21 protein-coding genes are annotated in these 21,319 nt (G+C 71.7%); 18 read left to right on the top strand and 3 right to left on the bottom strand.

Annotated features, from left to right (window positions below; translation table 11 throughout):
• Positions 1-28: 28 nt before the first annotated feature.
• Complete coding sequence (locus ACQUFX_RS11390; protein ID WP_428965979.1) at positions 29-544, bottom strand: helix-turn-helix domain-containing protein; 516 nt, start codon at positions 542-544, stop codon at positions 29-31.
• 1,691 nt (positions 545-2,235) lie between these two features.
• Here ACQUFX_RS11390 and ACQUFX_RS11385 point away from each other — a divergent pair.
• From ACQUFX_RS11385 to ACQUFX_RS11315, 15 genes are all read left to right on the top strand, one after another.
• Complete coding sequence (locus tag ACQUFX_RS11385) at positions 2,236-3,228, top strand: Gfo/Idh/MocA family protein (RefSeq protein ID WP_428965978.1); 993 nt, start codon at positions 2,236-2,238, stop codon at positions 3,226-3,228.
• A gap of 10 nt (positions 3,229-3,238) precedes the next feature.
• Positions 3,239-4,162 (top strand): ABC transporter permease, encoded by a 924-nt coding sequence (locus ACQUFX_RS11380; RefSeq protein ID WP_428965977.1) that lies wholly within the window; start codon positions 3,239-3,241, stop codon positions 4,160-4,162.
• 12 nt (positions 4,163-4,174) lie between these two features.
• Complete coding sequence (locus tag ACQUFX_RS11375; RefSeq protein WP_428965976.1) at positions 4,175-5,113, top strand: ABC transporter permease; 939 nt, start codon at positions 4,175-4,177, stop codon at positions 5,111-5,113.
• 21 nt (positions 5,114-5,134) lie between these two features.
• Positions 5,135-6,649: an ABC transporter substrate-binding protein gene (locus ACQUFX_RS11370; RefSeq protein ID WP_428965975.1), complete on the top strand. Its 1,515-nt coding sequence runs from the start codon at positions 5,135-5,137 to the stop codon at positions 6,647-6,649.
• Between the two features lie 83 nt (positions 6,650-6,732).
• Entirely contained in the window at positions 6,733-7,755 is a 1,023-nt protein-coding gene (locus tag ACQUFX_RS11365; RefSeq protein WP_428965974.1) for an ABC transporter ATP-binding protein, read from the top strand.
• Positions 7,730-8,749 carry an ABC transporter ATP-binding protein gene (locus ACQUFX_RS11360; protein WP_428965973.1) on the top strand — a complete coding sequence of 340 codons (1,020 nt, stop codon included), beginning with the start codon at positions 7,730-7,732 and terminating at the stop codon, positions 8,747-8,749. Before ACQUFX_RS11365 ends, ACQUFX_RS11360 begins: the two co-directional genes overlap by 26 nt.
• The gene (locus tag ACQUFX_RS11355) at positions 8,749-9,723 is read left to right on the top strand and encodes an N-acetylglucosamine kinase (RefSeq protein ID WP_428965972.1); all 975 of its coding nucleotides are present in this window, start codon (positions 8,749-8,751) and stop codon (positions 9,721-9,723) included. Before ACQUFX_RS11360 ends, ACQUFX_RS11355 begins: the two co-directional genes overlap by 1 nt.
• Positions 9,720-10,409 carry an N-acetylmannosamine-6-phosphate 2-epimerase gene (locus tag ACQUFX_RS11350; protein ID WP_428965971.1) on the top strand — a complete coding sequence of 230 codons (690 nt, stop codon included), beginning with the start codon at positions 9,720-9,722 and terminating at the stop codon, positions 10,407-10,409. Before ACQUFX_RS11355 ends, ACQUFX_RS11350 begins: the two co-directional genes overlap by 4 nt.
• Positions 10,406-11,113, top strand: coding sequence for a GntR family transcriptional regulator (locus ACQUFX_RS11345; protein WP_428965970.1), 708 nt, complete (start codon positions 10,406-10,408; stop codon positions 11,111-11,113). Before ACQUFX_RS11350 ends, ACQUFX_RS11345 begins: the two co-directional genes overlap by 4 nt.
• Positions 11,113-12,726: an FAD-dependent oxidoreductase gene (locus ACQUFX_RS11340; RefSeq protein WP_428965969.1), complete on the top strand. Its 1,614-nt coding sequence runs from the start codon at positions 11,113-11,115 to the stop codon at positions 12,724-12,726. Before ACQUFX_RS11345 ends, ACQUFX_RS11340 begins: the two co-directional genes overlap by 1 nt.
• Positions 12,727-12,875: 149 nt before the next feature.
• The gene (locus ACQUFX_RS11335; RefSeq protein WP_428965968.1) at positions 12,876-13,739 is read left to right on the top strand and encodes an alpha/beta fold hydrolase; all 864 of its coding nucleotides are present in this window, start codon (positions 12,876-12,878) and stop codon (positions 13,737-13,739) included.
• Positions 13,740-13,789: 50 nt separating this feature from the next.
• On the top strand, positions 13,790-14,098 hold the full coding sequence (locus ACQUFX_RS11330; protein ID WP_428965967.1) for a hypothetical protein: 309 nt from the start codon (positions 13,790-13,792) through the stop codon (positions 14,096-14,098).
• A 335-nt stretch (positions 14,099-14,433) separates the two neighbouring features.
• Positions 14,434-15,810, top strand: coding sequence for a hypothetical protein (locus tag ACQUFX_RS11325; RefSeq protein ID WP_428965966.1), 1,377 nt, complete (start codon positions 14,434-14,436; stop codon positions 15,808-15,810).
• A gap of 151 nt (positions 15,811-15,961) precedes the next feature.
• The gene (locus tag ACQUFX_RS11320) at positions 15,962-16,576 is read left to right on the top strand and encodes a superoxide dismutase (RefSeq protein ID WP_428965964.1); all 615 of its coding nucleotides are present in this window, start codon (positions 15,962-15,964) and stop codon (positions 16,574-16,576) included.
• 5 nt (positions 16,577-16,581) lie between these two features.
• Positions 16,582-16,842, top strand: coding sequence for a superoxide dismutase (locus ACQUFX_RS11315; RefSeq protein ID WP_428965963.1), 261 nt, complete (start codon positions 16,582-16,584; stop codon positions 16,840-16,842).
• Positions 16,843-17,077: 235 nt separating this feature from the next.
• Here the strand turns inward: ACQUFX_RS11315 and nhaA are convergent, their stop codons facing one another.
• Positions 17,078-18,346, bottom strand: coding sequence for a Na+/H+ antiporter NhaA (gene nhaA / locus ACQUFX_RS11310; protein ID WP_428962119.1), 1,269 nt, complete (start codon positions 18,344-18,346; stop codon positions 17,078-17,080).
• Between the two features lie 159 nt (positions 18,347-18,505).
• Here nhaA and ACQUFX_RS11305 point away from each other — a divergent pair, with 159 nt between their 5' ends.
• Genes ACQUFX_RS11305 through ACQUFX_RS11295 form a run of 3 tightly spaced genes read left to right on the top strand, consistent with a single transcriptional unit; the run spans position 18,506 to position 20,560 of the window.
• Entirely contained in the window at positions 18,506-19,081 is a 576-nt protein-coding gene (locus ACQUFX_RS11305) for a TetR family transcriptional regulator (protein WP_428962118.1), read from the top strand.
• On the top strand, positions 19,074-19,799 hold the full coding sequence (locus tag ACQUFX_RS11300; RefSeq protein ID WP_428962117.1) for an ABC transporter ATP-binding protein: 726 nt from the start codon (positions 19,074-19,076) through the stop codon (positions 19,797-19,799). Before ACQUFX_RS11305 ends, ACQUFX_RS11300 begins: the two co-directional genes overlap by 8 nt.
• A complete protein-coding gene (locus ACQUFX_RS11295) occupies positions 19,796-20,560 on the top strand; it encodes an ABC transporter permease (RefSeq protein ID WP_428962116.1) in 765 nt (254 codons plus the stop codon). The genes ACQUFX_RS11300 and ACQUFX_RS11295 overlap by 4 nt, the downstream gene beginning before the upstream one ends.
• Before the next feature lie 66 nt (positions 20,561-20,626).
• Here ACQUFX_RS11295 and ACQUFX_RS11290 read toward each other — a convergent pair whose 3' ends face one another.
• On the bottom strand, positions 20,627-20,977 hold the full coding sequence (locus tag ACQUFX_RS11290) for a hypothetical protein (protein WP_428965962.1): 351 nt from the start codon (positions 20,975-20,977) through the stop codon (positions 20,627-20,629).
• Positions 20,978-21,319: the final 342 nt, after the last annotated feature.

Here is a 21,319-nt window from a genome sequence, read left to right as displayed (position 1 = left end):
CGTTTGTCCGGGTCGGGCCGGGCCGGGTTCATTCCGGTGCCGCGAGCATGCGCTGAGCGAGCAGCACCGCCTCCATGCGGTTGCGAACGCCCAGCTTCGGCAACGCGTGCGACACGTGACTCTTCACCGTCGTCGGTGAGATCCTCAGGGCGGCGGCCGCCTCAGCAGTGGTCATCCCCCCGGCGAGGAGGCTCAGCACCTCGCGCTCGCGACTCGTCAGGGCGCCCACCCGGTCGCGGGCCCGCTGGCCGGCGGCCGCCTGCCCGGTGGGCCCCTGACCTGTGACATACAGCGCGGCGAGTTCGCGGGACAGCACCATGCTGCCGGACGCAACCGCCACGACGGCAGGCACGAGGTAGGCGACCTCCACCTTCTTCACCAGGCACGCGGCAGCACCGCCGAGAATCGCCGAGGTGAGCTGGGCACGTGTCCAGTGCGAGTCGATCAGCACCACTCGGGCGCCGACGGCGACCAACTCCTCCAGGACACGCCCCCAGACGGCCGGGGGCCCGGCGGACAGCACGACGACATCCGCCTGCCGCACGGGCCAGTCTCTCACCGATCGCCGAGCGTCGAGGGAGGAGATCAGGCGGAGGAGTGGCGAATGACCCAGGACGTCCCCGAGAACATGCCGGGAGATGGGGTCGGGGTCTGCGAGCAGAACTCGGATGCGATCGCTACCCGTCGTGTCGTTACCGGCCCGGACCTCGTGAGACAGCCGTAATCCCTGCACACCAATTCCCCCGTTGTCTACCCTGCATCGACCTCAGACCACAGACGTGTGGGCACTCTTCCCACTTCAGGTGCGGTCCGAGCTGACGTGCGATGTGCCGCCGTTGGCGTCACCAGGCTCGGCGCGATCGTCCTGGCGACGGAGAGGGCACTTAATGGCCCTATTGATATGTGATAATGGCCACTCCCTGAACGTGCTCGATAAACGTACGGAAGTGTCATACCACGGTTTCCAACTCCATGCAGCCCCGTAAATCTCCTCCGGGTCGCAAGGCGATTGCGGGAAGGGTCTGAATTCGACGATTCCTCTGTGTCGCGACCGTCGTCGGACGCTGGGTCGCCGCTGGTCAGGTGGATGGTGGGTCTCCCGCCGGGCGGGCCGGGCTGGCAGTGCGGGTGGGAGCGCGCTCGGGGCGAGGTTGCCATGGCGATGGCGTTCGGTGAGGGGTGTCGGCCGGTGGTGTCTCCAATGGCGCTCTCTTGTCAACCTGCCGGTGGCCGAGGGGGCTTGTGTCGTGGATCATGATGCGGTAGGTGTTGTCGGACAGGGCGTCGCGTCGGGCCGTGGAGATGCCACTTCTGTCGGCGCGACCCGCGGTACGAGGTGCAGGCGGGCCGCGACCGGAACCTGGGGGACGGCGCCCGTGCGGGCGAGGATCTGTGCGGCGGTGGCCCCGTCAATGCCGTGCAGGTCGGTCACGGTGGTGCCGGCCGCCGAGACCGTGGCTGCGCTGGCGGTCGTCGAGGATTGTGGCTTCGGGCATTGATTATTCTCTTGGACGATGCGCGGGGGCCGCGAGATCGTGGAGCGTCCGGGCGACGGGGGAGAACGTGTCGCGGGTTGCTTGGTCGTCGGTGCGACGGCGGCGTCCGGGGAAACCGACCTGGTAACCCTCGATCGAATTCGAGCCAGGGATGGCGTGGGCGATCGGGGTGCGCCGGAGCTGCCCCGTTCAGCGGTGCGGCCCGGCGATTGGAGAACGCAGGTTGTCCCGCAGGGTGTCGAGTTCGTCGAGCACCCGCCTGTCGTCGTCGGCGAGCGCGGGTGTCTGATGCGGCATGCGCTGATCATTGCAATGCGTCCGGCCCGAATGCCGAAACAATATCGGCGTCCCGCGGTGTGACCCCACATCCTCGCCCTGCTCGACGGGTCAGTGGGTGGATCGGTGGCTGCCGTGTCGCGTCGACCGCCCGTCGGGCCGTCGCAGCAGGCCGTCGAGGCAGGCGGTGACGGGTCGCCGCCTGCCTCGAGCCCGGGGTCGGTCGGGGTCGCGACACGGGACGGTCGAGACCCGGGCGCGAGGCCGGTGCCCGACTGATCGCGACTCGACGGTCGAGAGGCCTCGCCGGGCTCCGGGATGCCAGCGGCGAAGGCGAATCCCCAGGTCAACGACGAGTCGGTGGTGATCTGACTCTTGCCTCACGTTCCGACTGGGTGTAGAACTATCGGCAGCTAGGTACACACCTAGCTCTCATCTAGTCTGCAACAGTTGGAGGCCTGGCGTGGACCGCCTCAGGATTGGTGTCGTCGGTATCGGGGTCCAGGGACAACTGCACGCCCGCGCGCTGCGCGACGTACGGCAGGCGGAGCTGGTCGCCGTCGCCGACGTCGCACCGCACCACCGCGACTGGGCCGAGCAGAACCTCGGGGTACGCGCCGTCGCGGAGATCGGCGACCTGCTCGACGACGTCGACGCGGTCAGCATCTGCACCCCCGACCACCTGCACGAGGAGGCGACCCTCGCCGCGCTCGCGGCCGGCAAGCGGGTGCTGCTGGAGAAGCCGATGGCGCTGTCCACCGCGAGCTGCGACCGGATCATCGCCGGATGTCCCGACCCGGACGCGCTGATGATCGGCCACGTGCTGCGGTTCGACCCGCGCGTGCGCCGGCTCCGCGAGGTCGTCCGCTCCGGCGACCTCGGCGACATCTGGCACGTCAAGGTCTGGCGCTGCACCTCGCAGGCGGTCGGCGTGGGCATCTGGGACCGCACCTCGGTGGCCTGGTTCCTCGGCATCCACGACGCCGACCTGGTCCGCTTCGTGACCGGCCGGGACGTCGAGGTCACCGGCGCCGTCGGCCGCAAGGTGCTCTCGCCCAGCCACGACGTCGTGCACGCGACGATCCGCCTCGACGGCGGCGCGGTCGGCACGATGGAGAACAACTGGACGCTGCCGCACTCCCGGCCGTCGCGGGCCGACGCCGGGCTGCGGATCGTCGGCGAGCACGGCGTCCTGGAGATGGACCTCTCGCACAACGACCTCCTGTACGCCCGCCGCGACGGCGCGGCCAGCTTCATGGACACGTACTTCTGGCCCAGCCGCGACGGCGGCGGCGCCTACAACCTGCGTACCGAACTCGAGGCCTTCGTCGACGCGGCCCTGACCGGCGGGCCGACCCCGGTCAGCGGCGCGGAGGGCCGGGCCGCGGTCGCCGTCGTCGAGGACATCGAGGCGGCCCTGCACGCCGACGCGGCGGCCGCGCCGCCCGGACGCTGAGGCACCGGCGATGCTGCGGTACGCGCTCCGCCGTCTCGCGATCTCGGCGCTGGTCCTGTTCGGCGCGGCGACGGTGGTCTTCTTCGCGATGCGGCAGGTCGACGGCGACCCGGCGGTCAACCAGCTCGGGCCGGACGCCGACCCGGCGGCGGTCGAGGCGCTGCGCCGCGAGTACGGGCTGGACGCCGCGCCGGTGGTGCAGTACGTCCGCTTCCTGCAACGGGCCGCGACCTTCGACTTCGGCGACTCGTTCCGGCTCAACGACGCCGCCACCAGCCTGGTCCTCACCCATTTGACCGCGACCGCCGCGCTGGCGGCGACCGCGTTCACCATCGCGATCGTCGTCGGGTTCGCCCTCGGGGCGCTGGCCGCGACCCGCCCGAACGGCATCGTCGACCGGGTCGTGTCCGTGCTGTCGATGCTGACCCAGTCCCTGCCCTCGTTCTGGGTCGGCATCATGCTGATCCTGATCTTCTCCCGGTGGCTGCACCTGCTGCCCAGCTCCGGAGCGGGATCACCGGCGGCGATGGTCATGCCCGCGGTCACCCTGGCCCTGCCGCTGCTCAGCGTCGTCCTGCGGCTGGTCCGCTCCGGACTGCTCGACGTGCTGCACGAGGACTACGTCGTCACCGCCCGCGCCAAGGGCCTGTCCGAGACCCGGGTCGTCGGCTGGCACGCCATGCGCAACATGCTGATCCCCGTCGTCACCGTCGCCGGACTGGAGTTCGGCAGCCTGCTCGGCGGCGCCGTGATCGTCGAGACGGTCTTCGCCTGGCCCGGTGTCGGCCGGCTGATGACCGACGCCATCGCCGCCCGCGACTACTCCGTCGTGCAGGCCTGCGTGATCACCGTCGCCGCCATCTTCATCGTCATCAACCTGGTCGTCGACCTGCTGTACGTCCGGCTCGACCCGCGCGTGCGCGAGAGCGTCTGAGGAGGGAGCGACGTGACCGACCCCGTAACCGCGTCCGTGGCGCTCGGCACACCGGGCCCACCCGTCGAGGTCGACCCCACCGGCGACGACGGCCAGCCCGCCGCCGTCCCCCGCCGGCCCCGCCGACGGCGGCTGCGCCTGTGGATCCCGCTCGGGGTGATCGCCGGCTACGTGGTGGCCGGCCTGATCGGGCCGATCCTCGCCCGCTACGACCCGATCGCCACCTCCGTCACCGACCGGCTGCAACCCCCGGGCAGCCGACTCGCCGACGGCAGCCTGGCCCTGCTCGGCACCGACCAGGTCGGCCGGGACCTGCTGCCCCAGATCATGCAGGGCGCCCGGGTCTCGATCCTGGTCGGCGCGGCCACCCTGCTGCTCGCCGGCGTCGTGGGCGCGGCGATCGGCATCCTCTGCGGCTACCTCGGCGGCGTCGTCGACGCGGTCCTGATGCGGCTGGCCGACATCCAGCTCGCCTTCCCGTCGATCCTGCTCGCCGTCTTCGTCGCGGCCGTCCTCGGCTCCAGCGTCACCAACGTCGTCCTCACCCTGTCCATCACCACCTGGCCGATCTTCGCCCGGGTCGCCCGGGCGCAGACCCTGGCCACCAAGTCACGGGACTTCGCCAACGCGGCACGCACCCTCGGTGCCGGCTCCTGGCACATCGTCCGGCACTGCGTCCTCCCGGCGGTCGCCAGCCCGTTGATGGTCATCGCCACCGTCCAGCTCGGATTCGTCATCGTCGCCGAGGCGTCGCTGAGCTTCCTGTCGCTCGGCATCCCGCCCGGCACCCCGAGCTGGGGCACCACCATCGCCAACGGCCGCGACTACCTGGCCAGCGCCTGGTGGATCGCCACCATCCCCGGGCTGGTCCTGGCCCTGTTCGTCGTCTGCGTCGGCGTCCTCGGCGACGAGCTGCGGGACCGCTCCGACCCGAACCTCTCCACCCGGTAACCGTCAGTGAAATGGGATGACATGAGATCTCTGACCACCCGTCTCGGTGCGCTGGCCCTCGTCGGTGTACTCGGACTGACCGCCTGCTCCTTCGACTCCGACAGCACCACCGGCACCGGCGACGGCGCGGGCGCTCTCCGGGTGGCGAACCCCACCCCGGTGGTGTCGCTGAACCCGTTCGCGGCGAACTCCGCCGACCAGCCCACCCTCACCGTCGTCCAGGAGGTCTTCGAAACCCTCGTCGTCCGCGACAACGGCGAGATCGCCCCGAACCTCGCCGAGAGCTGGACCAACCCGGACCCGCTGACCTGGCAGTTCGCGCTGCGCGACGACGTCACCTTCGCCGACGGCACCCCGATGACCAGCGCCGACGCCAAGGCGTCCCTGCAGGCGCTGATCGACGGCAACGGGCCGTTGGCCGGCCTGTGGGCCACCGTCGAGGAGATCGGCACCCCCGACGAGCACACCCTGACCATCCGTACCAGCAGCGCCCTCGGCACCGTGCTGAGCAACCTCACCCTGCTCTGGATCGCCCCGGCCGCCAAGATCACCGACAGCGCGTTCTTCGACGCCCCGTACGGCACCGGGCCGTTCAAGGTCTCCTCGTTCACCGCCGGACAGAGCGTCGAGCTGGTCCGCAACGACACCTACCGGGGCGACCAGCCGAAACTCGCCACCATCTCGTACCGCTACATCCCCGAGGTCTCCGGCCGGGTCACCGCCCTGACCAACAACGAGATCGACGTGACCTGGGGACTGCCACCGGACCAGCTGACCGGCCTGCGCGGAAACGACGCCCTGACCGTCCAGTCGTTCCCCACCTACGCCAACTACTACATCTGGTTCAACAGTTCCCGCGAACCGTTCACCGACGCCCGGGTCCGGCGGGCGATGTGGCACGCCGTCGACTTCGACACGATCAGCGGCTCCCTGTTCGACCAGGCCGGCACCCCGGCCACCGGCCCGCTGCCGGAGGCCATCTTCGGCGCGACCGCCCAGAACCCGTACCCCTACGACCCCGCCAAGGCCAAGCAACTGCTCACCGAGGCCGGCTACCCGAACGGGTTCACCACCTCGATGATGTGGAGCACCGGCTGCTGCACCAACGGCAACTCGTTCGCCGACGCGATGATCAGCGACTGGGCCAAGGTCGGCATCGTGGTCAAGCCCGAGGAGTTGGAGCGGGCGACCTGGCTGGACAAGCTGCTCAAGCTCGACTGGAACAGCACGATGACCACCGGCAGCACGATCACCGGCGACGCCGACTTCACCCTCGCCCGGCTCTACCTGTCGACCGCCAAGCGCAACGGCTACACCAACCCCGCCCTCGACGAGATCCTGCTGGCCGCCCGCGCCGAACTCGACCAGGACAAGCGGGCCGACCTGTACGCCCAGGCCGGCAAGATCGTCTGGGACGACGCGGTCGGCATCTTCCCGCTCGACCTCAGCGGCAACGTCGTGCTGCGCACGGGCGTCAACGGATTCACCCCCACCCCGAACGACCTGCCGAGCTTCGCCAACGTCTCGCTGAGCTGAGCCGTACCGCGCGCCGGCCGGCACCGCACCGCCCGCCGGCCGGCGCCACCACCGTCCCACCCGACCCGGACCCGGAGGACCCGATGGTCGCACCACCGCCCACCCGCCAGCCACTGCTGGCCGTCGACGACCTCGTCGTCTCCTTCGACGGCCCGCTCGGCACCTACCGGGCGCTCGACGGCGTCTCGTTCCACGTCGACGCGGGCGAGACGCTGGCCATCCTCGGCGAGTCCGGGTCCGGCAAGTCGGTCACCGTCCGCACCGTCATGGCGCTGCTGCCCCGGCACAGCGCCCACGTCGAACGCGGCACCATCCACTACGCCGGCGAGGAGATCTCCGCCAAACCGGTACGCCGGACCCGGGAACTGTCCGCCACCGAGATCGCCATGGTCTTCCAGGACTCGCTGACCGCCCTCAACCCCGTCGTCCGGGTCGGCCAGCAGATCGCCGAACTGTTCCGGATCCGGCAACGCCTCCCACGCCGCGAGGCGTGGCGACGGGCCGTCGCCGGCCTCGACCGCGTCGGCATCCCCCACGCCGCCCGCCGCGCCCACGACTACCCCCACCAGTTCTCCGGCGGAATGCGGCAACGCGTCGTGATCGCCATGGCCCTCGCCCTCCAGCCCCGGCTGCTCATCGCCGACGAACCGACCACCGCGCTCGACGTGACCGTCCAGGCGCAGATCATGGACCTGCTGCGGGACCTGCGCGAGGCCGACGGCATGGCGATGATCCTGATCACCCACGACCTCGGCGTCGTCGCCGACGTCGCCGACCGGGTCGCCGTCATGTACGCCGGCACCGTCGTGGAGTCCGGCCCGCTCCGGCAGGTCTACGACGCCCCGGCCCACCCCTACACCCGGGGACTGATGAACTCGATCCCCGCACCGGACCGGCCCGGCGCCCGGCTCACCCCGATCGAGGGCATGCCGCCGTCGCCGCTGCACCCACCGACCGGCTGCCCGTTCCACCCCCGCTGCCCCGTCGCCCGCCCGAACTGCCGCACCGAACGGCCGGCGCTGCGGGTCGTCGCCGCCGGCCACCAGGCGGCATGCCACTACGCGCAGGAGGTGATGACCGGTGTCGACATCCACGGCGCGGCTTGAGGTCAGGCAACTACGGGTCACCTACCCCACCGGCGGCGGCCCCTTCCACCGGGGACCGGACATCCACGCCGTCGACCGGCTCAGCCTCACCGTCACCGCCGGCCGCACCCTCGGCCTCGTCGGCGAGTCCGGCTGCGGCAAGTCGACCCTGGCCCGCACCATCGTCGGCCTGCGCCGCCCCGCCAGCGGTGAGATCTGGTACGACGGCCGGCGCGTCGACCACGCCGACCCGGCGACCCGACGCCGGCTCACCGCCGAGATCCAGATGGTGTACCAGGACCCGTACTCGTCGCTGAACCCGCGCAAGAAGGTGTCGTTCATCGTCACCGAGGGCTGGCGGGTGCACCGCGACCGGGTACCCCGCGACGAGTGGGCCGACCGCACCACCGACCTGCTCGCCCGCGTCGGCCTGGCCGCCGAGCTCGCCGACCGCTACCCGCACCAACTCTCCGGCGGCCAACGCCAGCGGGTCGGCATCGCCCGCGCCCTGGCCCTCTCGCCGCGGATCGTCGTCTGCGACGAACCGGTCAGCGCCCTCGACGTGTCGGTCCAGGCACAGACCCTGAACCTCCTCGCCGACCTGCGCGAGGACCTCGGCCTGGGCTACCTGTTCATCGCCCACGACCTGTCCGTCGTCCGGCACATCAGCGACGACCTCGCCGTGATGTACCTCGGCCGGATCGTCGAGACCGGACCCGCCGCCGCCGTCTACGACAACCCCGCCCACCCCTACACCCAGGCGCTGATCTCGGCGGCCCCGGTGCCCCGGCCGTGGGCGGCACCGCCCCGCGAACGGATCGTGCTCACCGGCGAGGTGCCCTCACCCGCCTCCCCGCCGTCCGGCTGCCGGTTCCGGACCCGGTGCCGGCTCGCCCAGCCCCGTTGCGCCGAGACCGAACCGGAACTGCGGACGGTCGCCGGCCGCGAGGTCGCCTGCCACTACGCCGAGACGAGCCTGACCGGCGGCGTACCCCTCGACCCGGCGGTGCGCTAGTGGCCGCCGACACCGTACGGATCGGGGTCGACCTCGGCCAGGGCGGCTGCCGCGCCCTCGCCACCTACGGCCCCCGCGCCGGCCGCGCCGACACCGCCGGCTTCTGGGGCGCCGACCCCGACACCCGGATCGTCGAGGCGGTCCGGGCCGCCCTGGCCGACCTCGGACCCCGCCCGGACGGCCCCGTGCACGTCGGCGTCGGGATGACCGGCCTCAACGGGCAGCCCCCGGCCGTGGACCGGATCCGGGCCGGACTCCGCGACCTCGTCCGGCACGGGACGCTGCGGGTCGCCGACGACAGCGTCACCGCGTACCTCGGCGCGCTCGGCCCCGTCCCCGGGGCCGTCGTCGCCGCCGGCACCGGCGTCGTCGTCCTCGCCCTCGGCACCACCGTCGCCCGCGCCGACGGCTGGGGCGCCGCCCTCGGCGACCGCGGCTCGGGACACTGGATCGGCCGCGCCGCGATCCGGCTGGCCCTGCGGGACCACGACCACGGCCGGCCCGGCCCGCTGCTCGACGCGGTCACCGCGGCCTTCGGCCCGGTCGAGGCGCTCCCGGCCCGCTGGCGCGACCAGCCACCGACCCCGGAACACGTCGCCGGCCTCGCCACCACCGTCGCCGACCTGGCCCGCGCCGGCCACGACGGCGCCCGCCGGATCTGGGACCGCGCCGGCCGGCTCCTCGCCGAGTCGGTGACCGCCGCCGTCCGGCGCAGCGGACCGGTCGCGGCCGAGGTGCCCGTCGCCGGCACCGGCGGCCTGTTCACCGCCGCCGACCTGCTGCTGCCCCCGTTCACCGCCGCGCTGCGCGCCGGGCTGCCGCAGGCCCGACCGGTGCCGGCCGCCGGTGACCCGCTCACCGGCGCCCTGGCCCTGTCCGACGGCCGCACCACCCCGACCCCCCTCGCCGCACTCACCGTTCACGTCGACCTCGCCGCAGGGGTCGACATCGCAGAAGAGGTAGAGAACAGATGAACGTGGCCGATGCCATCCGGGGACGGCTGGTCGTCTCGTGCCAGGCCCAGGACAGCGACAGCCCCTTCGTGGACACCGCGCACATGATGGCGATGGCGTCGGCGGTCGTCCTCGGCGGCGCCGCCGGCCTGCGCGGTCAGGGCATCGCCCACGTCCGCGGCATGGCCGGCCTCGGCGTACCCGTCATCGGCCTGATCAAGCGCGACACCCCCGGCAGCGACGTCTACATCACCCCGACCGTCGCGGACGTGACCGCGCTGGCCCAGGCCGGCGCGCAGATCGTCGCCGCCGACGGCACCACCCGGCCCCGGCCCGGCGGCGGGAAACTCGCCGACCTCGTCACCGCCGCCCACGCCGCCGGCGCCCTGTTCATGGCCGACGTGGACAGCCTCGACGCCGCCCTGGCCGCCGTCGACGCCGGAGCCGACCTGGTCGGGACGACCCTGTCCGGCTACACCGCCGGCCCCGTCCCGGAACGGCCGGACATCGCCCTGGTCGGAACCCTGGCCCGGCACTGTCCGGTGCCGGTGATCGCCGAGGGACGGTACCGTACCCGTGCCCAGGTATCGGCGGCATTCGTCGAGGGCGCGTGGGCGGTCGTCGTCGGCACCGCCATCTCCGACCCGGTCAACGCCACGCGCTGGTTCGCGCAGGCCTGCCCACACCCCACAGTGGAGCCGTCATGACCACCAAGATCAGCCATGTCCGCGCGGAACTGCGTCACCGCGTCTCCGCCCTGGCACCGCACTCGGCGTTGCCCCGCGAACGCGACCTCGCCGAGGAACTCGGCGTCAGCCGGACCACGCTGCGCCAGGCGCTGCGCGAACTGCTCGACACCGGCGTGATCTACACCATCCGGGGCCAGGGCACCTTCGTCTCCGACACCCGCATCGCCAAGGACACCAGCCTCAGCGGCTTCAGCGAGGACATGCGGGCCCGCGGGCTCATCCCGAGCAGCAAGACGATCACCACCGACGCGGTCGTCGCCCGCGACGCCGTCGCCACCGAACTCGGCCTGCCCGAAGGATCGCTGCTCTACCGGATCGAACGGCTGCGACTCGCCGACGGCGCCCCGATGTGCCTCGAAGAGGTCCACCTCCCCGCCGACCTCTTCCCCGGCCTGCTGGTCGAGGACCTCGGCGGCGGCCTCTACGAGACCATGAAGGACCGCTACAACATCCAGGTCACCGTCGCCCAGCAGATGATCGCCGCCGTCGTACCGACCAGCCGGCAGTGCGACCTGCTGGAGATCCCGGCCGCCGCCGCGCTGCTCGAGGTGCGCCGCCTCGGCTACGACGGACGCGGCCGGGCGATCGAACGCGCCGTCTCCTACTACCGCGGCGACCGCTACCACTTCTCACTGACCGCACGACGAGGCGAGGCCGACTGATGGGCACGGGTACGACAACCGCCGAGGAGTTCACCGACGTCCTGGTCGTCGGCGGGGGAGTGGGCGGGGTCGCCGCCGCCGTCGCCGCCTGCGAGGGCGGCGCCCGCGTCGTCGTCGTCGAGCCGTACGAGTGGATCGGCGGGCAGCTCACCTCCCAGGCGGTGCCACCGGACGAGCACCGCTTCATCGAGACCCACGGCTCGACCCGCGCCTACCGCCGCTTCCGGCAGGGCGTCCGCGACCACTACCGCGCCTGGTACCCGCTGGCGGACCCCACCGACCTGCTCAACCCCGGCAACGGCTGGGTCAGCCCGCTGTGCCACGAACCCCGGGCGGCGCTGGCCGTGCTCCGGGCGATGACCGCCCCCTGGCGCGCGTCCGGACGGCTGACCATCCACATTCGGGCGCAGGTCGAGCGCGCCTACACCGACCGCGACACGGTCACCGGCGTCGCCGTACGGCTGGCCGACGGCACCGTCCGCCACATCGGCGCCCGGCTGGTGCTGGAGGCCAGCGAGACCGGCGACCTGCTGGCCCTGGCCGGCATCGAACACCGCACCGGCACCGAGTCACAGGCGCAGACCGGCGAACCGAGCGCACCACGTGCGGCGGCGCCGCTGAACATGCAGGCCGCGACCGTCTGCTTCGCGCTCGAACACGTCGACGGCGACCACACCGTCGACCGGCCGACCGACTACGCCCACTGGCGGACCATGTCCGCACCGGGCTGGCCCGGCCCGCTCTTCAGCTGGACGTACCCCGACCCGCGCACCGGCGAGCCGATCACCGGCCGGTTCACCCCCAACCCGCCGGCGACGGCCACCACCTCCATGGAGGAGGCGCTGCTCGCCCCGGAACTGTGGACCTACCGCCGGATCCTGGACCGGCAGGCGTTCCGGCCCGGCCTGCTGACCAGCGACGTCACGATCGTCAACTGGCCGATGACCGACTACCTCGACGGACCGCTGTTCGGCGTCCCCGACGCCCAGCGGCACCTGCGGCGGGCCAAGGAGTTCAGCCAGGCGTTCCTGTACTGGCTGCAGACCGAGGCACCCCGGCCCGACGGCGGCACCGGCTATCCCGGACTGCGGCTGCGACCCGACGTCACCGGCACCCCCGACGGCTTCGCCCAGGCCCCGTACATCCGCGAGGCCCGCCGGCTGGAGGCGGTGACGACACCGACCGAGCAGGACCTGTCCGTCGCCGTCCGGCAAGACGCCGGGGCGGTGCGCTACCACGACTCCGTCGGCACCGGCCACTACCGGATCGACCTGCACCCGACCACCGGCGGCGACGGCTACCTCGACGTGGCCGCGCACCCTTTCGAGATCCCGCTCGGCGCGCTGCTGCCCAGACGGGTCACCAACGTGGTGGCGGCCGGCAAGACGATCGGGACGACCCACATCACCAACGGCTGCTACCGCGTGCATCCGGCCGAATGGTCGATCGGCGAGGCGGCGGGCGCGCTCGCCGCCTACTGCCTGGACCGCCAGACGCCGCCGCACGGCGTCCGCGACAACGCGAAGCTGCTGGAGGACTTCCAGGCCGAACTGGACCGGCGCGGCGTCGACCGGCACTGGCCGGCCGGCGTGACCGTTCCAGCGCAACACTGACCTCGCGCTGCGGCGGCGCATCGCTGGATGCCGGCTCGCGTCTGAGCGGACGAACGACGCGACGTGACGGCGAGGGGATCCGGCGTCGCGCGGATCTGTAGCCGATGGGCGGGTGTTTGCCCGCCGGGCGGCCCGGATACTCGTCGCGCATGTTCGACGGTTTCGAGGACGAGCGGATCGACGTCGGGGAGGTGGAACTCCGGGTCCGGCATGCCGGGCAGGGACCACCGGTGCTCCTTGTCCACGGGCATCCGCGGACGGGATCGACCTGGCATCAGGTCGCGCCGCAGCTGGTGGGCCGCGGGTTCACCGTCGTCTGTCCCGACATGCGCGGCTACGGGCGGTCCGGCAAGGCGAAGGTGCTCGCGGACCACTCCCAGCAGTCCAAGCGTGTGGTCGCGGCGGACATGGTGCGGCTGATGGAGGAGTTGGGCCATCCGACGTTCGCCGTGGTCGGGCACGACCGTGGATCGTATGTGGCGTTACGCCTGGCGCTGGATCATCCCGACGCGGTCGGCCACCTGGTCGTCATCGACGGTGTACCCATCAGTGAGGCCCTGGCCAGGTGTGACGCGAAGTTCGCCCATGACTGGTACCACTGGTTCTTCTTCGCCCAGCCCGACAGGCCGGAGCGGGCCATCACCGTCGACCCCGATGCCTGGTACGCCAGCCAGGCGCGGCCGGAGAGCATGGGTGCCGAGAACTACCAGGAGTTCCGGCATGCCATCCATGACGCGGCCACCGTACGGGCGATGCTGGAGGACTACCGAGCCGGCCTCGGCGTCGACCGGGCGCACGAGGAGGCCGACCGGCGTGCCGGTCGCACCGTCCGCTGCCCGACTCTGTTGCTGTGGTCGACCCGGGACGACCTGGAAGACCTCTACGGTGATCCGCTGGCCGTCTGGCGCCCGTGGGCCGACGATCTACGCGGTCACCCGATCGAGGCCGGACACCACGTCGCCGAAGAGAACCCCGACGATCTGGTGGCGGCGTTGCACCGGTTCCTCTCGTGACGGTACCGCCCGCGCCGGGCCCGCTCGTGCCGCTCCAGGTGTGCCTCCGGATGAGCTCCCCGCCGGAGCGGCACCGGCAGGCCGGGGGCGAGCGCACCGTACCGGTGACCCTGGCCGACCTGGCGGTGGCCATCGAGCACGGCGACCACGCGCTGGTGCTGTTCATGAACGACGTCGGGTACGCGACCTGCGACCTGCGGTCACTGGGAACCGACCAGCAGACCGGCGGGGGCAGCACCGACCCGTGGCCGCACGGTGACTGGTTACCAGGGCCGGTGCAGCGGCTGCTGCTGACGTCCACCAGCGCGTGGGGCGGAGATCGACAGACGCCTGCTGTTTCAGGCCGAAGACCAGCTTGAGCACTGCTATGCGGGCCCGGAGGGGAAGCGGATCTACGGCAAGCCGACCAGCGGCTGCCTACCTGCCGAGAAGTGGGGGCGGTAGCCGCCGTCGAGGATCTCGGGGCCGGCGTCGTCCCACCGGGTGAGTCACCATCGGCTCCGTGCTCCGTTGATCAGTCAGCGGTTGGTGTGCCCCGGTCCGGTCCCGCCGCCGTTCGTCGACGCGGCCGGGGAAGACGGAGTGCAGAGATGTTGACCATGTCGGTCGTGGCCGGGCTGCTCGTCCAGGCAGCCACCGTGCTCTGGGTGCACCTGGCCATCGGCGGTGAGTGGATACGCCGACCGGGGGCCTGATGCTGCTGGTCGCGGTGGTCTTCCACGGGGCCACCGAGGTGATGCAGTGGCTGTGGCCGGGCCGGAACTTCTTCCGCGCCTACCTGGACCAGGCTGCCGTCGATGCCTGGACACTGCTCGTCTCGGTGGCGATCGCCGCCTACGGCGCGGCCTACGGTGCGCTCGTCGGCTGGACTGGGCGGCGCGGGCCGGCAGGACCGGTCGACCGGGACGCGGGACTGCACCGGCTCCGGATGCGGTGGCTGCTCGTGCTGGTGGTGCCGCTGCTCGCGGCGACGTGGCAGGGGCGGGGGGCGCTGCAACCGCTCGCCCCGGCCCGGGTGGACGAGGTGATCCCCGAACGCGAGGGAATCCTGGTGGACCTGGCAGGGCAGTTCCTGGTCCCGTTGGTCGCGTTGGCCGGAGCGGTGGTGGTGATCCGTCACGGCATGCGGTGGCTGCTGCCCGTACTCCTGGTGGAGAGCCTGGCCCTGGTCGTGGCCGGCACCCGAGCGATGATCGTCTTCGCCGGGGTGCTCACCGTCGTGGGCGCGGCGATGCACGGGGTACGGCCGTCGCGGCGGCAGATCGCCATGATCGTGGTGGTGATGACGGCGGCCACCGCGTTGATCTCGTCGACCCGGGCGGTCGCCGTCCGGGAGGTGTTCCATGCGGGAGAGGGCAGCGGCGGGCGGCTGACGGCCCTGGTCGAGGGGGCCGGGCGGATGCACACCGGCGAGGGTAGGGAGGCGATCCTTGACGACGTCGTGTACCGCTTCGACGGCAACACCTTCGCGGCCATCGTCTACCAGGGGCTGCGCGGCAGCGGCGAGCCGATCGGCCTGGCGACGGTCGGGAACAACCTGACCATGCTCGCACCGAGCCTGCTCGTGCCGGACAAGGTGGCCAGCCGCCCCCCTCGAGTCCCGCAGCGAGGAGGCCTACATCGCGCGGGCGTTCGGGCTGTCCCAGCGCGTCGACTGGTTGCCCACCATCCTCGGGACGGCGGTCGCCTACTACGGCGCGGTCGGGCTGATCGTGATCGCGGTGCTCCTCGCCATGGCCGTGGCCGGGGTGGAGGCGGCGCTGCTGCGGGCTGTCACCACCCTGCGGGCGGTGTGCGTGTTCGGGTTGGCGCAGTGCGCCCTGCTGTACGGGTCGGGCCCGCAGACCGTCATCGAGACCCTGCGGGTGGTCGTGGCCCTCGCCGCCCTGATGTGGGTCGTGGAACGGTTCCGGCGCCGACGTGCGCCGGTGCGCGACGGGTCGGGAGGAATCCTCACCCGGCCTGGTGCCGTGCCCCGGGTCCCAGGCCCGTCACCCCGGCCGGTGTGACGCCGCCCGGCAGTGCCCCGTCAGCCGGATCGCGCCCCACCTCCACGCGCGACGACTCGTGACCGCCGTGTTGTTGATGGTGCCGTGGGCGATCGGCTGGTCCGGGTCGGCCTCCGTCGGTGACCGATCATGACTCCGCGGCACCACAATCCGACACTGTTGCACTATGTTGGCAATAACTAAAGCTTCGCATCAGGTGGTGGAGGAGTTCTGATGGCGGTCTACAACCTGCCCGACATGCCGTACGACTACGGTGCCCTGGAGCCGGCGATGTCCGGGCAGATCCTGGAGCTGCACCACAGCAAGCACCACGCCGCGTACGTCAAGGGCGCCAACGACGGCCTGGAGCAGCTCGCCGAGGCCCGCGCCAAGGGTGACTTCAGCACGTTGGTGGGTCTGGAGAAGACCTTCGCGTTCAACCTGTCGGGGCACGTCCTGCACACCATCTTCTGGGGCAACCTCTCCCCGGACGGCGGCGACCGTCCGGACGGTGAGTTGGCGGCGGCGATCGACGAGCACTTCGGCTCGTTCGACGCGTTCGCCGGGCAGCTGTCAGCGGCGACCAAGAGCGTGCAGGGCTCCGGCTGGGGCGTGCTGGCCTGGGAGCCGCTCGGGCAGCGGCTGATCGTGGAGCAGGTGTACGACCACCACGGCAACGTGGGGCAGGGCACCACCCCGCTGCTGGTCTTCGACGCCTGGGAGCATGCCTACTACCTGCAGTACAAGAACGTCCGGCCGGACTACGTCGACCGGCTGTGGAACCTGGTCAACTGGTCGGACGTGATCGCCCGGTTCGACGCCGCCCGCGCCGCCACGCCGAAGCTCTGAGTGGCGTGACCGGCCCCACCCCTGCCTCGGCGGAGCTGGTGCAACGCGCCGCCGGGGTCATCGCCGCCACGCGCCGGGGTGATCTCGCCGGCGCCGAGGAACTGCTCGCCGCGTTCAGCTCCGAGCAGGCGAAGACCCTCGGCTTCTACCTGCTGGCCGATCTCACCCTCGGACTGCTCCGGACGCACAGCGGCCAGTCCCTGGACGACCTCGTCCGGGAACTGTCGCTGCTCGTGGCCGCCACCGCCGGACAGCCCGACACCTGACCGGACACGCGATCATCCGGGTCGGCGTAGCCGACACCCGCACGCCGCTACTCCGACCCGGACCGCACCGGCCGCGCGCCTCGACCACCTCGTCGAGGGAGGGCACCCGGGGGAGTGGATCTCCCCAGGTCGGGGCCGACGCCTCGTCCTTCGGGTGGTGCTCGGTGGCCTCGGGAGGCGGGCTCGGACCCGACGTGAGCACGCTGGGTCAGGTGCTCGTCGGGCGGGGCGTCAGCTATGTGTCGGCAGGGTCGCGGATGGGCCGCGTGTCGGTGTCGACGATTCCGTCCTCGTTCATGTCCTGGTTCCGTGTCTTGCGGGCGTTCCAGCGCAGGGTGACGGCGGCGAGGGTCGCGGCGAGCACCGTGCCGGCGAGCACACCGATCGTCGCGCCGTCGGTGTGGACGGAGTCGGGGAACGAGAGCTCGGCGATGAGCAGGGAGACGGTGAAGCCGATGCCGGTGAGGAACCCGATCGGCAGCAGGTCGCGCAGGCCGATCGCGTCGGGCAGGCGCAGTGTGGTGAACCGGGTGGCCAGTGCCGTGACCCCGAGTACGCCGATGATCTTTCCGCCCACCAGGGCGAGGACGATCGCGATCACCACCGGTTGCGCGAGGACGGCGTCGGTGCGTTCTCCGCCGAGGAACGTGACCCCGGCGGCGAAGAACGCGAACACCGGCAACGCGAACCCGGAGGAGATCGGACGGACCGCGTGCTCGTACCGGTGCGTGCGTGCGGTGGGCTCGCCGTGGACGGGGCGGGCGGTCACGCAGAGCCCGAGCAGGACACCGGCGATGGTCGCGTGCACCCCGGAGGCGTGCATGAGGCCCCACGCGACCACCGCGAGGGGCAGCAGCAGCCACCACCTGGGGTGGGCCGAGCGGGCGACAGCCCGGAACACCACGATCGCGGCGACGGCGAGCGCCAGGGCGATCCAGTCCAGGCTGGCGGTGTAGAACACGGCGATCACGATGATCGCCAACAGGTCGTCCACGACCGCCAACGTCAGCAGGAACGTGCGGAGCGCGACCGGTAGTCCTCGGCCGAAGATCGCCAGCACCGCCAGCGCGAACGCGATGTCCGTGGCGGTGGGGATCGCCCACCCGCGCAACGCGGACGTGTCGCCCAGCGCCACGACCACCGTGACGAACACGATCGCCGGCAGGACCATCCCGCCGACGGCGGCGAGCACGGGTACCGCCGCCTCCCCGAGGCGGCGCAGGCTCCCGGCGACGATCTCATGCTTGAGTTCGAGTCCCACGACGAAGAAGAAGATCGCGAGGAGTCCGTCGGCGGCCCACGCCGACACGGACAGGTCCAGATGCAGGGCGGCGGGGCCGATGACGGCATCGGAGACCGTGGTGTAGTGGTCGCGCCACGGTGAGTTGGCCAGGAGCAGCGCGGCGACCGCCGCGACGAGGAGCAAGGCCCCGCTCGTGGTCTCCAGCGACACCCACCGCCGGAACCGGCCATGTGGGGACGCATGCGTCACAGAATGCGACATCGAGAGATGCTCCGTCCGGCTTCGACGCCCGTCGGCAGGGTCGCCTACGGGCATGCCGACCAGGCTTCCCGGCGCACCGAAGATCACTCTAACCGGAACCCGTCGTCGCGGCACCCGGCACGACCCGCGTCACCAATGTGAGCGACTAACATTCGAGGTGTGACGCCAGCAGAGTTTCGTGGCAAGCGGGCCCGCACCCGGGATCGCCTGGTGGGCCACGCCCTGGACCTGTTCGAGCAGCAGGGGTTCGAGGGCACCACCGTCGGTCAGATCGCCGCCCGCGCCCAGGTCTCGGAGATGACGTTCTTCCGTTATTTCGCCAGCAAGGAGATGGTCGTTCTCGACGACCCCTACGACCCGGTGATCGCCGAGGCGGTTGCCGGCCAGCCGGCCGCGCTGCCGCCGCTGGTCCGGGTGGCGCGGGGTCTGCGGGCGGCGCTCGCACAGTTGGACGACCCCGAGGACCAGGTGACCCGGCGGCGGGTCCGGATCGTGGCAGGCAGTCCGGCACTGCGTGCCGCCATGATCCGCACCAACGCCGCCACCGAGTCGACCATCGCCGACCGGCTGATCGCCGACGGTGTTCCGGCCCTCCCGGCCCGGGTCGCCGCTGCGGTCGCCATCGCGGCGTTGACCTGCGCCCTCCTGGAGTGGGCGACGGCCACGGACGGAACCAGCCTCACCGGGGCGGTCACCACCGCGCTGGACACGATCGAGGCGGTCCGGCATGACTGAGCGGCTGACGACCACGGACCTGGGCCGGGACTTCGGTGCCGGCGCAGGCGTGTCCGGCATCGACCTCACCGTGCGTGCCGGTGAGATCCACGCCCTCGTCGGCCTCAACGGCGCCGGCAAGACGACCCTGATGCGGCTGATCCTCGGCATGCTGCGACCCGGCGACGGGGCCTGCCGGATCAACGGGCGGGACCTGGCACAGCTCCGCGCCAGCGACTGGGCGCGGGTGGGCCACCTGGTCGAGCACCCGCTCGGCTACCCCGAACTCGACGTACGGACCAACCTGCTCCTGGCGGCACGACTTCGCCGCATCCCGGCGGGGACAGCGGCCGTCCTGGCCGAACAGGCCCTGACCGAGCTCGACCTGACCCGGTACGCCACGATCAGCACGCGTCGACTGTCGCAGGGCAACCGGCAACGTCTCGGCCTCGCCGTCGCGATCCAGCACCATCCGGACCTGATCGTCCTCGACGAGCCGACCAACGCCCTCGACCCGGCCGGGGTGATCCTGCTGCGTACCGTGCTGTCCCGCCGCGCCGAAGGTGGCGCCGGCGTCCTGGTCTCCAGCCACCACCTCGACGAGGTCGCCCGCATCGCCCACCGCATCTCCGTCGTCAACCGGGGCCGGCTGATCGGCACCCTCGAACCCGCCGCCGTCGACCTCGAACGCGCCTTCTTCGCCCTGGTCCACGACCACGAACAGGAGCGCCTGCCATGACGACCTCCCTGACCGCGGCGCTCGACGTCGAACTCCGGAAACTCGCGGCCTCCCGGGTGATCCGCACGACCACCGTCCTGGTCGTCGCCGGCATCACGATCCTGGCGTCCGCTCTCACCTCCGCAACGCGCAACGGCAACGACCAGATCGCCGCTCAACTCGGCCCGTTGGCCGACACCGACGGTTGGATGCTCCTGACCGGCGTCGCCGCTCAGGTCACCGCAGCCGGCGGTCTGCTCGCCTTCGGCGTCGCCCTGAGCTGGCTCGTCGGCCGCGAATTCAGCGACGCCACGATCACCGGCCTGTTCGCCCAGCCGGTCTCCCGGCCCGTCATCGTCTCGGCCAAACTGCTCTCCCACCTGCTGTGGGCGGTACTGGTCGCCGTCGCCCTGACCGCCCTCATCGCCCTGACCGGCACGCTCCTCGGGCTGGGCGCCTGGCACGCCGACGTCCGCTCCGCCCTCGGACGACAACTCGTCCTGACCATCCTGTCAGCGCTGCTCGCCACCCCGGCCGCCTGGGCGGCAACCCTCGGACGAGGACCCCTACCCGGCATCGCCACCACCATCGCCCTGATCGTCATCGCACAGGTCACGGCCGTCGCCGGCGCCGGAGCCTGGTTTCCCCCCGCCGCGCCGGCCCTGTGGGCCCTGCAACCCGACACCGTCAGCGCACCACAACTCACCGCCGTCACCGTCGTGCCCGTCACCTTCACCGCACTGACCGTCGCCGCATGGGCCCGGCTCCAACTCGACCGGTAGCGGTGGCGCCACGCCCACCCGGGAGAGCGCAGCCCACTGCCGCGGAGAGGCTGTCGGGACCCGGGGTCAGCCTTCACCGGGGATGTCGGTGGCCCCTTCGATCCAGCCGGCGACCACCGAGGTCTGCACGGCGTAGCCGTAGGAGTGGTCGCCGTCGTAGCTCACGTAGATGCCGTAGATGCGGTCGCCGAACCAGACCCCCGCCCCCGAGTCCCCCTTGACCGGAATGCCGTTGCCGGGCTCGAGCCGCATGTGGTCGACCACCGAGTAGTCGACGGACATGGTGCACACCTTGAGCGACGTGGTCGGAGCCGACGACGGAACGGAGGGCTGGTCGCGACCCCCGCCCCGGATCGCGACGTTGACGCCCGCCATTGTGGCGGCGACGGCACCCAGCCGCCGCAGATATCCGATCATGAACTCGTATCCCCACCTGAGGGATCCGCATGGAATGCCCGTCCATGTACGTTCCTTTGTGGAGCGTCACGGGACCGGATCGATGACGGGACGGCTTCGCCTGCGGTGCCTCGTCGCCCGCTGTGTTGCGGCGGCCCGAGCGCCCCGGCAGGGCCCGCGAGGCGGAGCCGGTGGCGAGGGCGTCCTGCGGTGCGGTGACCGGTGGGCGGAATGACGAGTCGGCTTGCGGTCGATGACGACAATGGCGATATGGGTGCACTCAGCAGACGTGTGTCGCAGGCGTCGGGCACGTCCGTCGGCCCGCCGGCACCACGATCGTGACCGTCGCCGGCGTCTCCTCTA

The organism is Micromonospora fluostatini, assembly GCF_050410825.1.
Taxonomy (GTDB): Bacteria; Actinomycetota; Actinomycetes; order Mycobacteriales; family Micromonosporaceae; genus Micromonospora; species Micromonospora rosaria.
Note: the sequence above shows the minus strand (reverse complement) of the source record. Positions and strands in the feature narration are given on the sequence as shown.

Bases quoted from the DNA above. Each gene is read 5' to 3' on its own strand.
- ACQUFX_RS11380 (WP_428965977.1), top strand. From the start codon at position 3,239: ATGCTGCGGTACGCGCTCCGCCGTCTCGCGATCTCGGCGCTGGTCCTG.
- ACQUFX_RS11370 (WP_428965975.1), top strand. From the start codon at position 5,135: ATGAGATCTCTGACCACCCGTCTCGGTGCGCTGGCCCTCGTCGGTGTA.
- ACQUFX_RS11365 (WP_428965974.1), top strand. From the start codon at position 6,733: ATGGTCGCACCACCGCCCACCCGCCAGCCACTGCTGGCCGTCGACGAC.
- ACQUFX_RS11350 (WP_428965971.1), top strand. From the start codon at position 9,720: ATGAACGTGGCCGATGCCATCCGGGGACGGCTGGTCGTCTCGTGCCAG.
- ACQUFX_RS11345 (WP_428965970.1), top strand. From the start codon at position 10,406: ATGACCACCAAGATCAGCCATGTCCGCGCGGAACTGCGTCACCGCGTC.
- ACQUFX_RS11340 (WP_428965969.1), top strand. From the start codon at position 11,113: ATGGGCACGGGTACGACAACCGCCGAGGAGTTCACCGACGTCCTGGTC.
- ACQUFX_RS11335 (WP_428965968.1), top strand. From the start codon at position 12,876: ATGTTCGACGGTTTCGAGGACGAGCGGATCGACGTCGGGGAGGTGGAA.
- ACQUFX_RS11330 (WP_428965967.1), top strand. From the start codon at position 13,790: ATGAGCTCCCCGCCGGAGCGGCACCGGCAGGCCGGGGGCGAGCGCACC.
- ACQUFX_RS11325 (WP_428965966.1), top strand. From the start codon at position 14,434: ATGCTGCTGGTCGCGGTGGTCTTCCACGGGGCCACCGAGGTGATGCAG.
- ACQUFX_RS11320 (WP_428965964.1), top strand. From the start codon at position 15,962: ATGGCGGTCTACAACCTGCCCGACATGCCGTACGACTACGGTGCCCTG.
- nhaA (WP_428962119.1), bottom strand. From the start codon at position 18,346: ATGTCGCATTCTGTGACGCATGCGTCCCCACATGGCCGGTTCCGGCGG.
- ACQUFX_RS11300 (WP_428962117.1), top strand. From the start codon at position 19,074: ATGACTGAGCGGCTGACGACCACGGACCTGGGCCGGGACTTCGGTGCC.
- ACQUFX_RS11295 (WP_428962116.1), top strand. From the start codon at position 19,796: ATGACGACCTCCCTGACCGCGGCGCTCGACGTCGAACTCCGGAAACTC.
- ACQUFX_RS11290 (WP_428965962.1), bottom strand. From the start codon at position 20,977: ATGATCGGATATCTGCGGCGGCTGGGTGCCGTCGCCGCCACAATGGCG.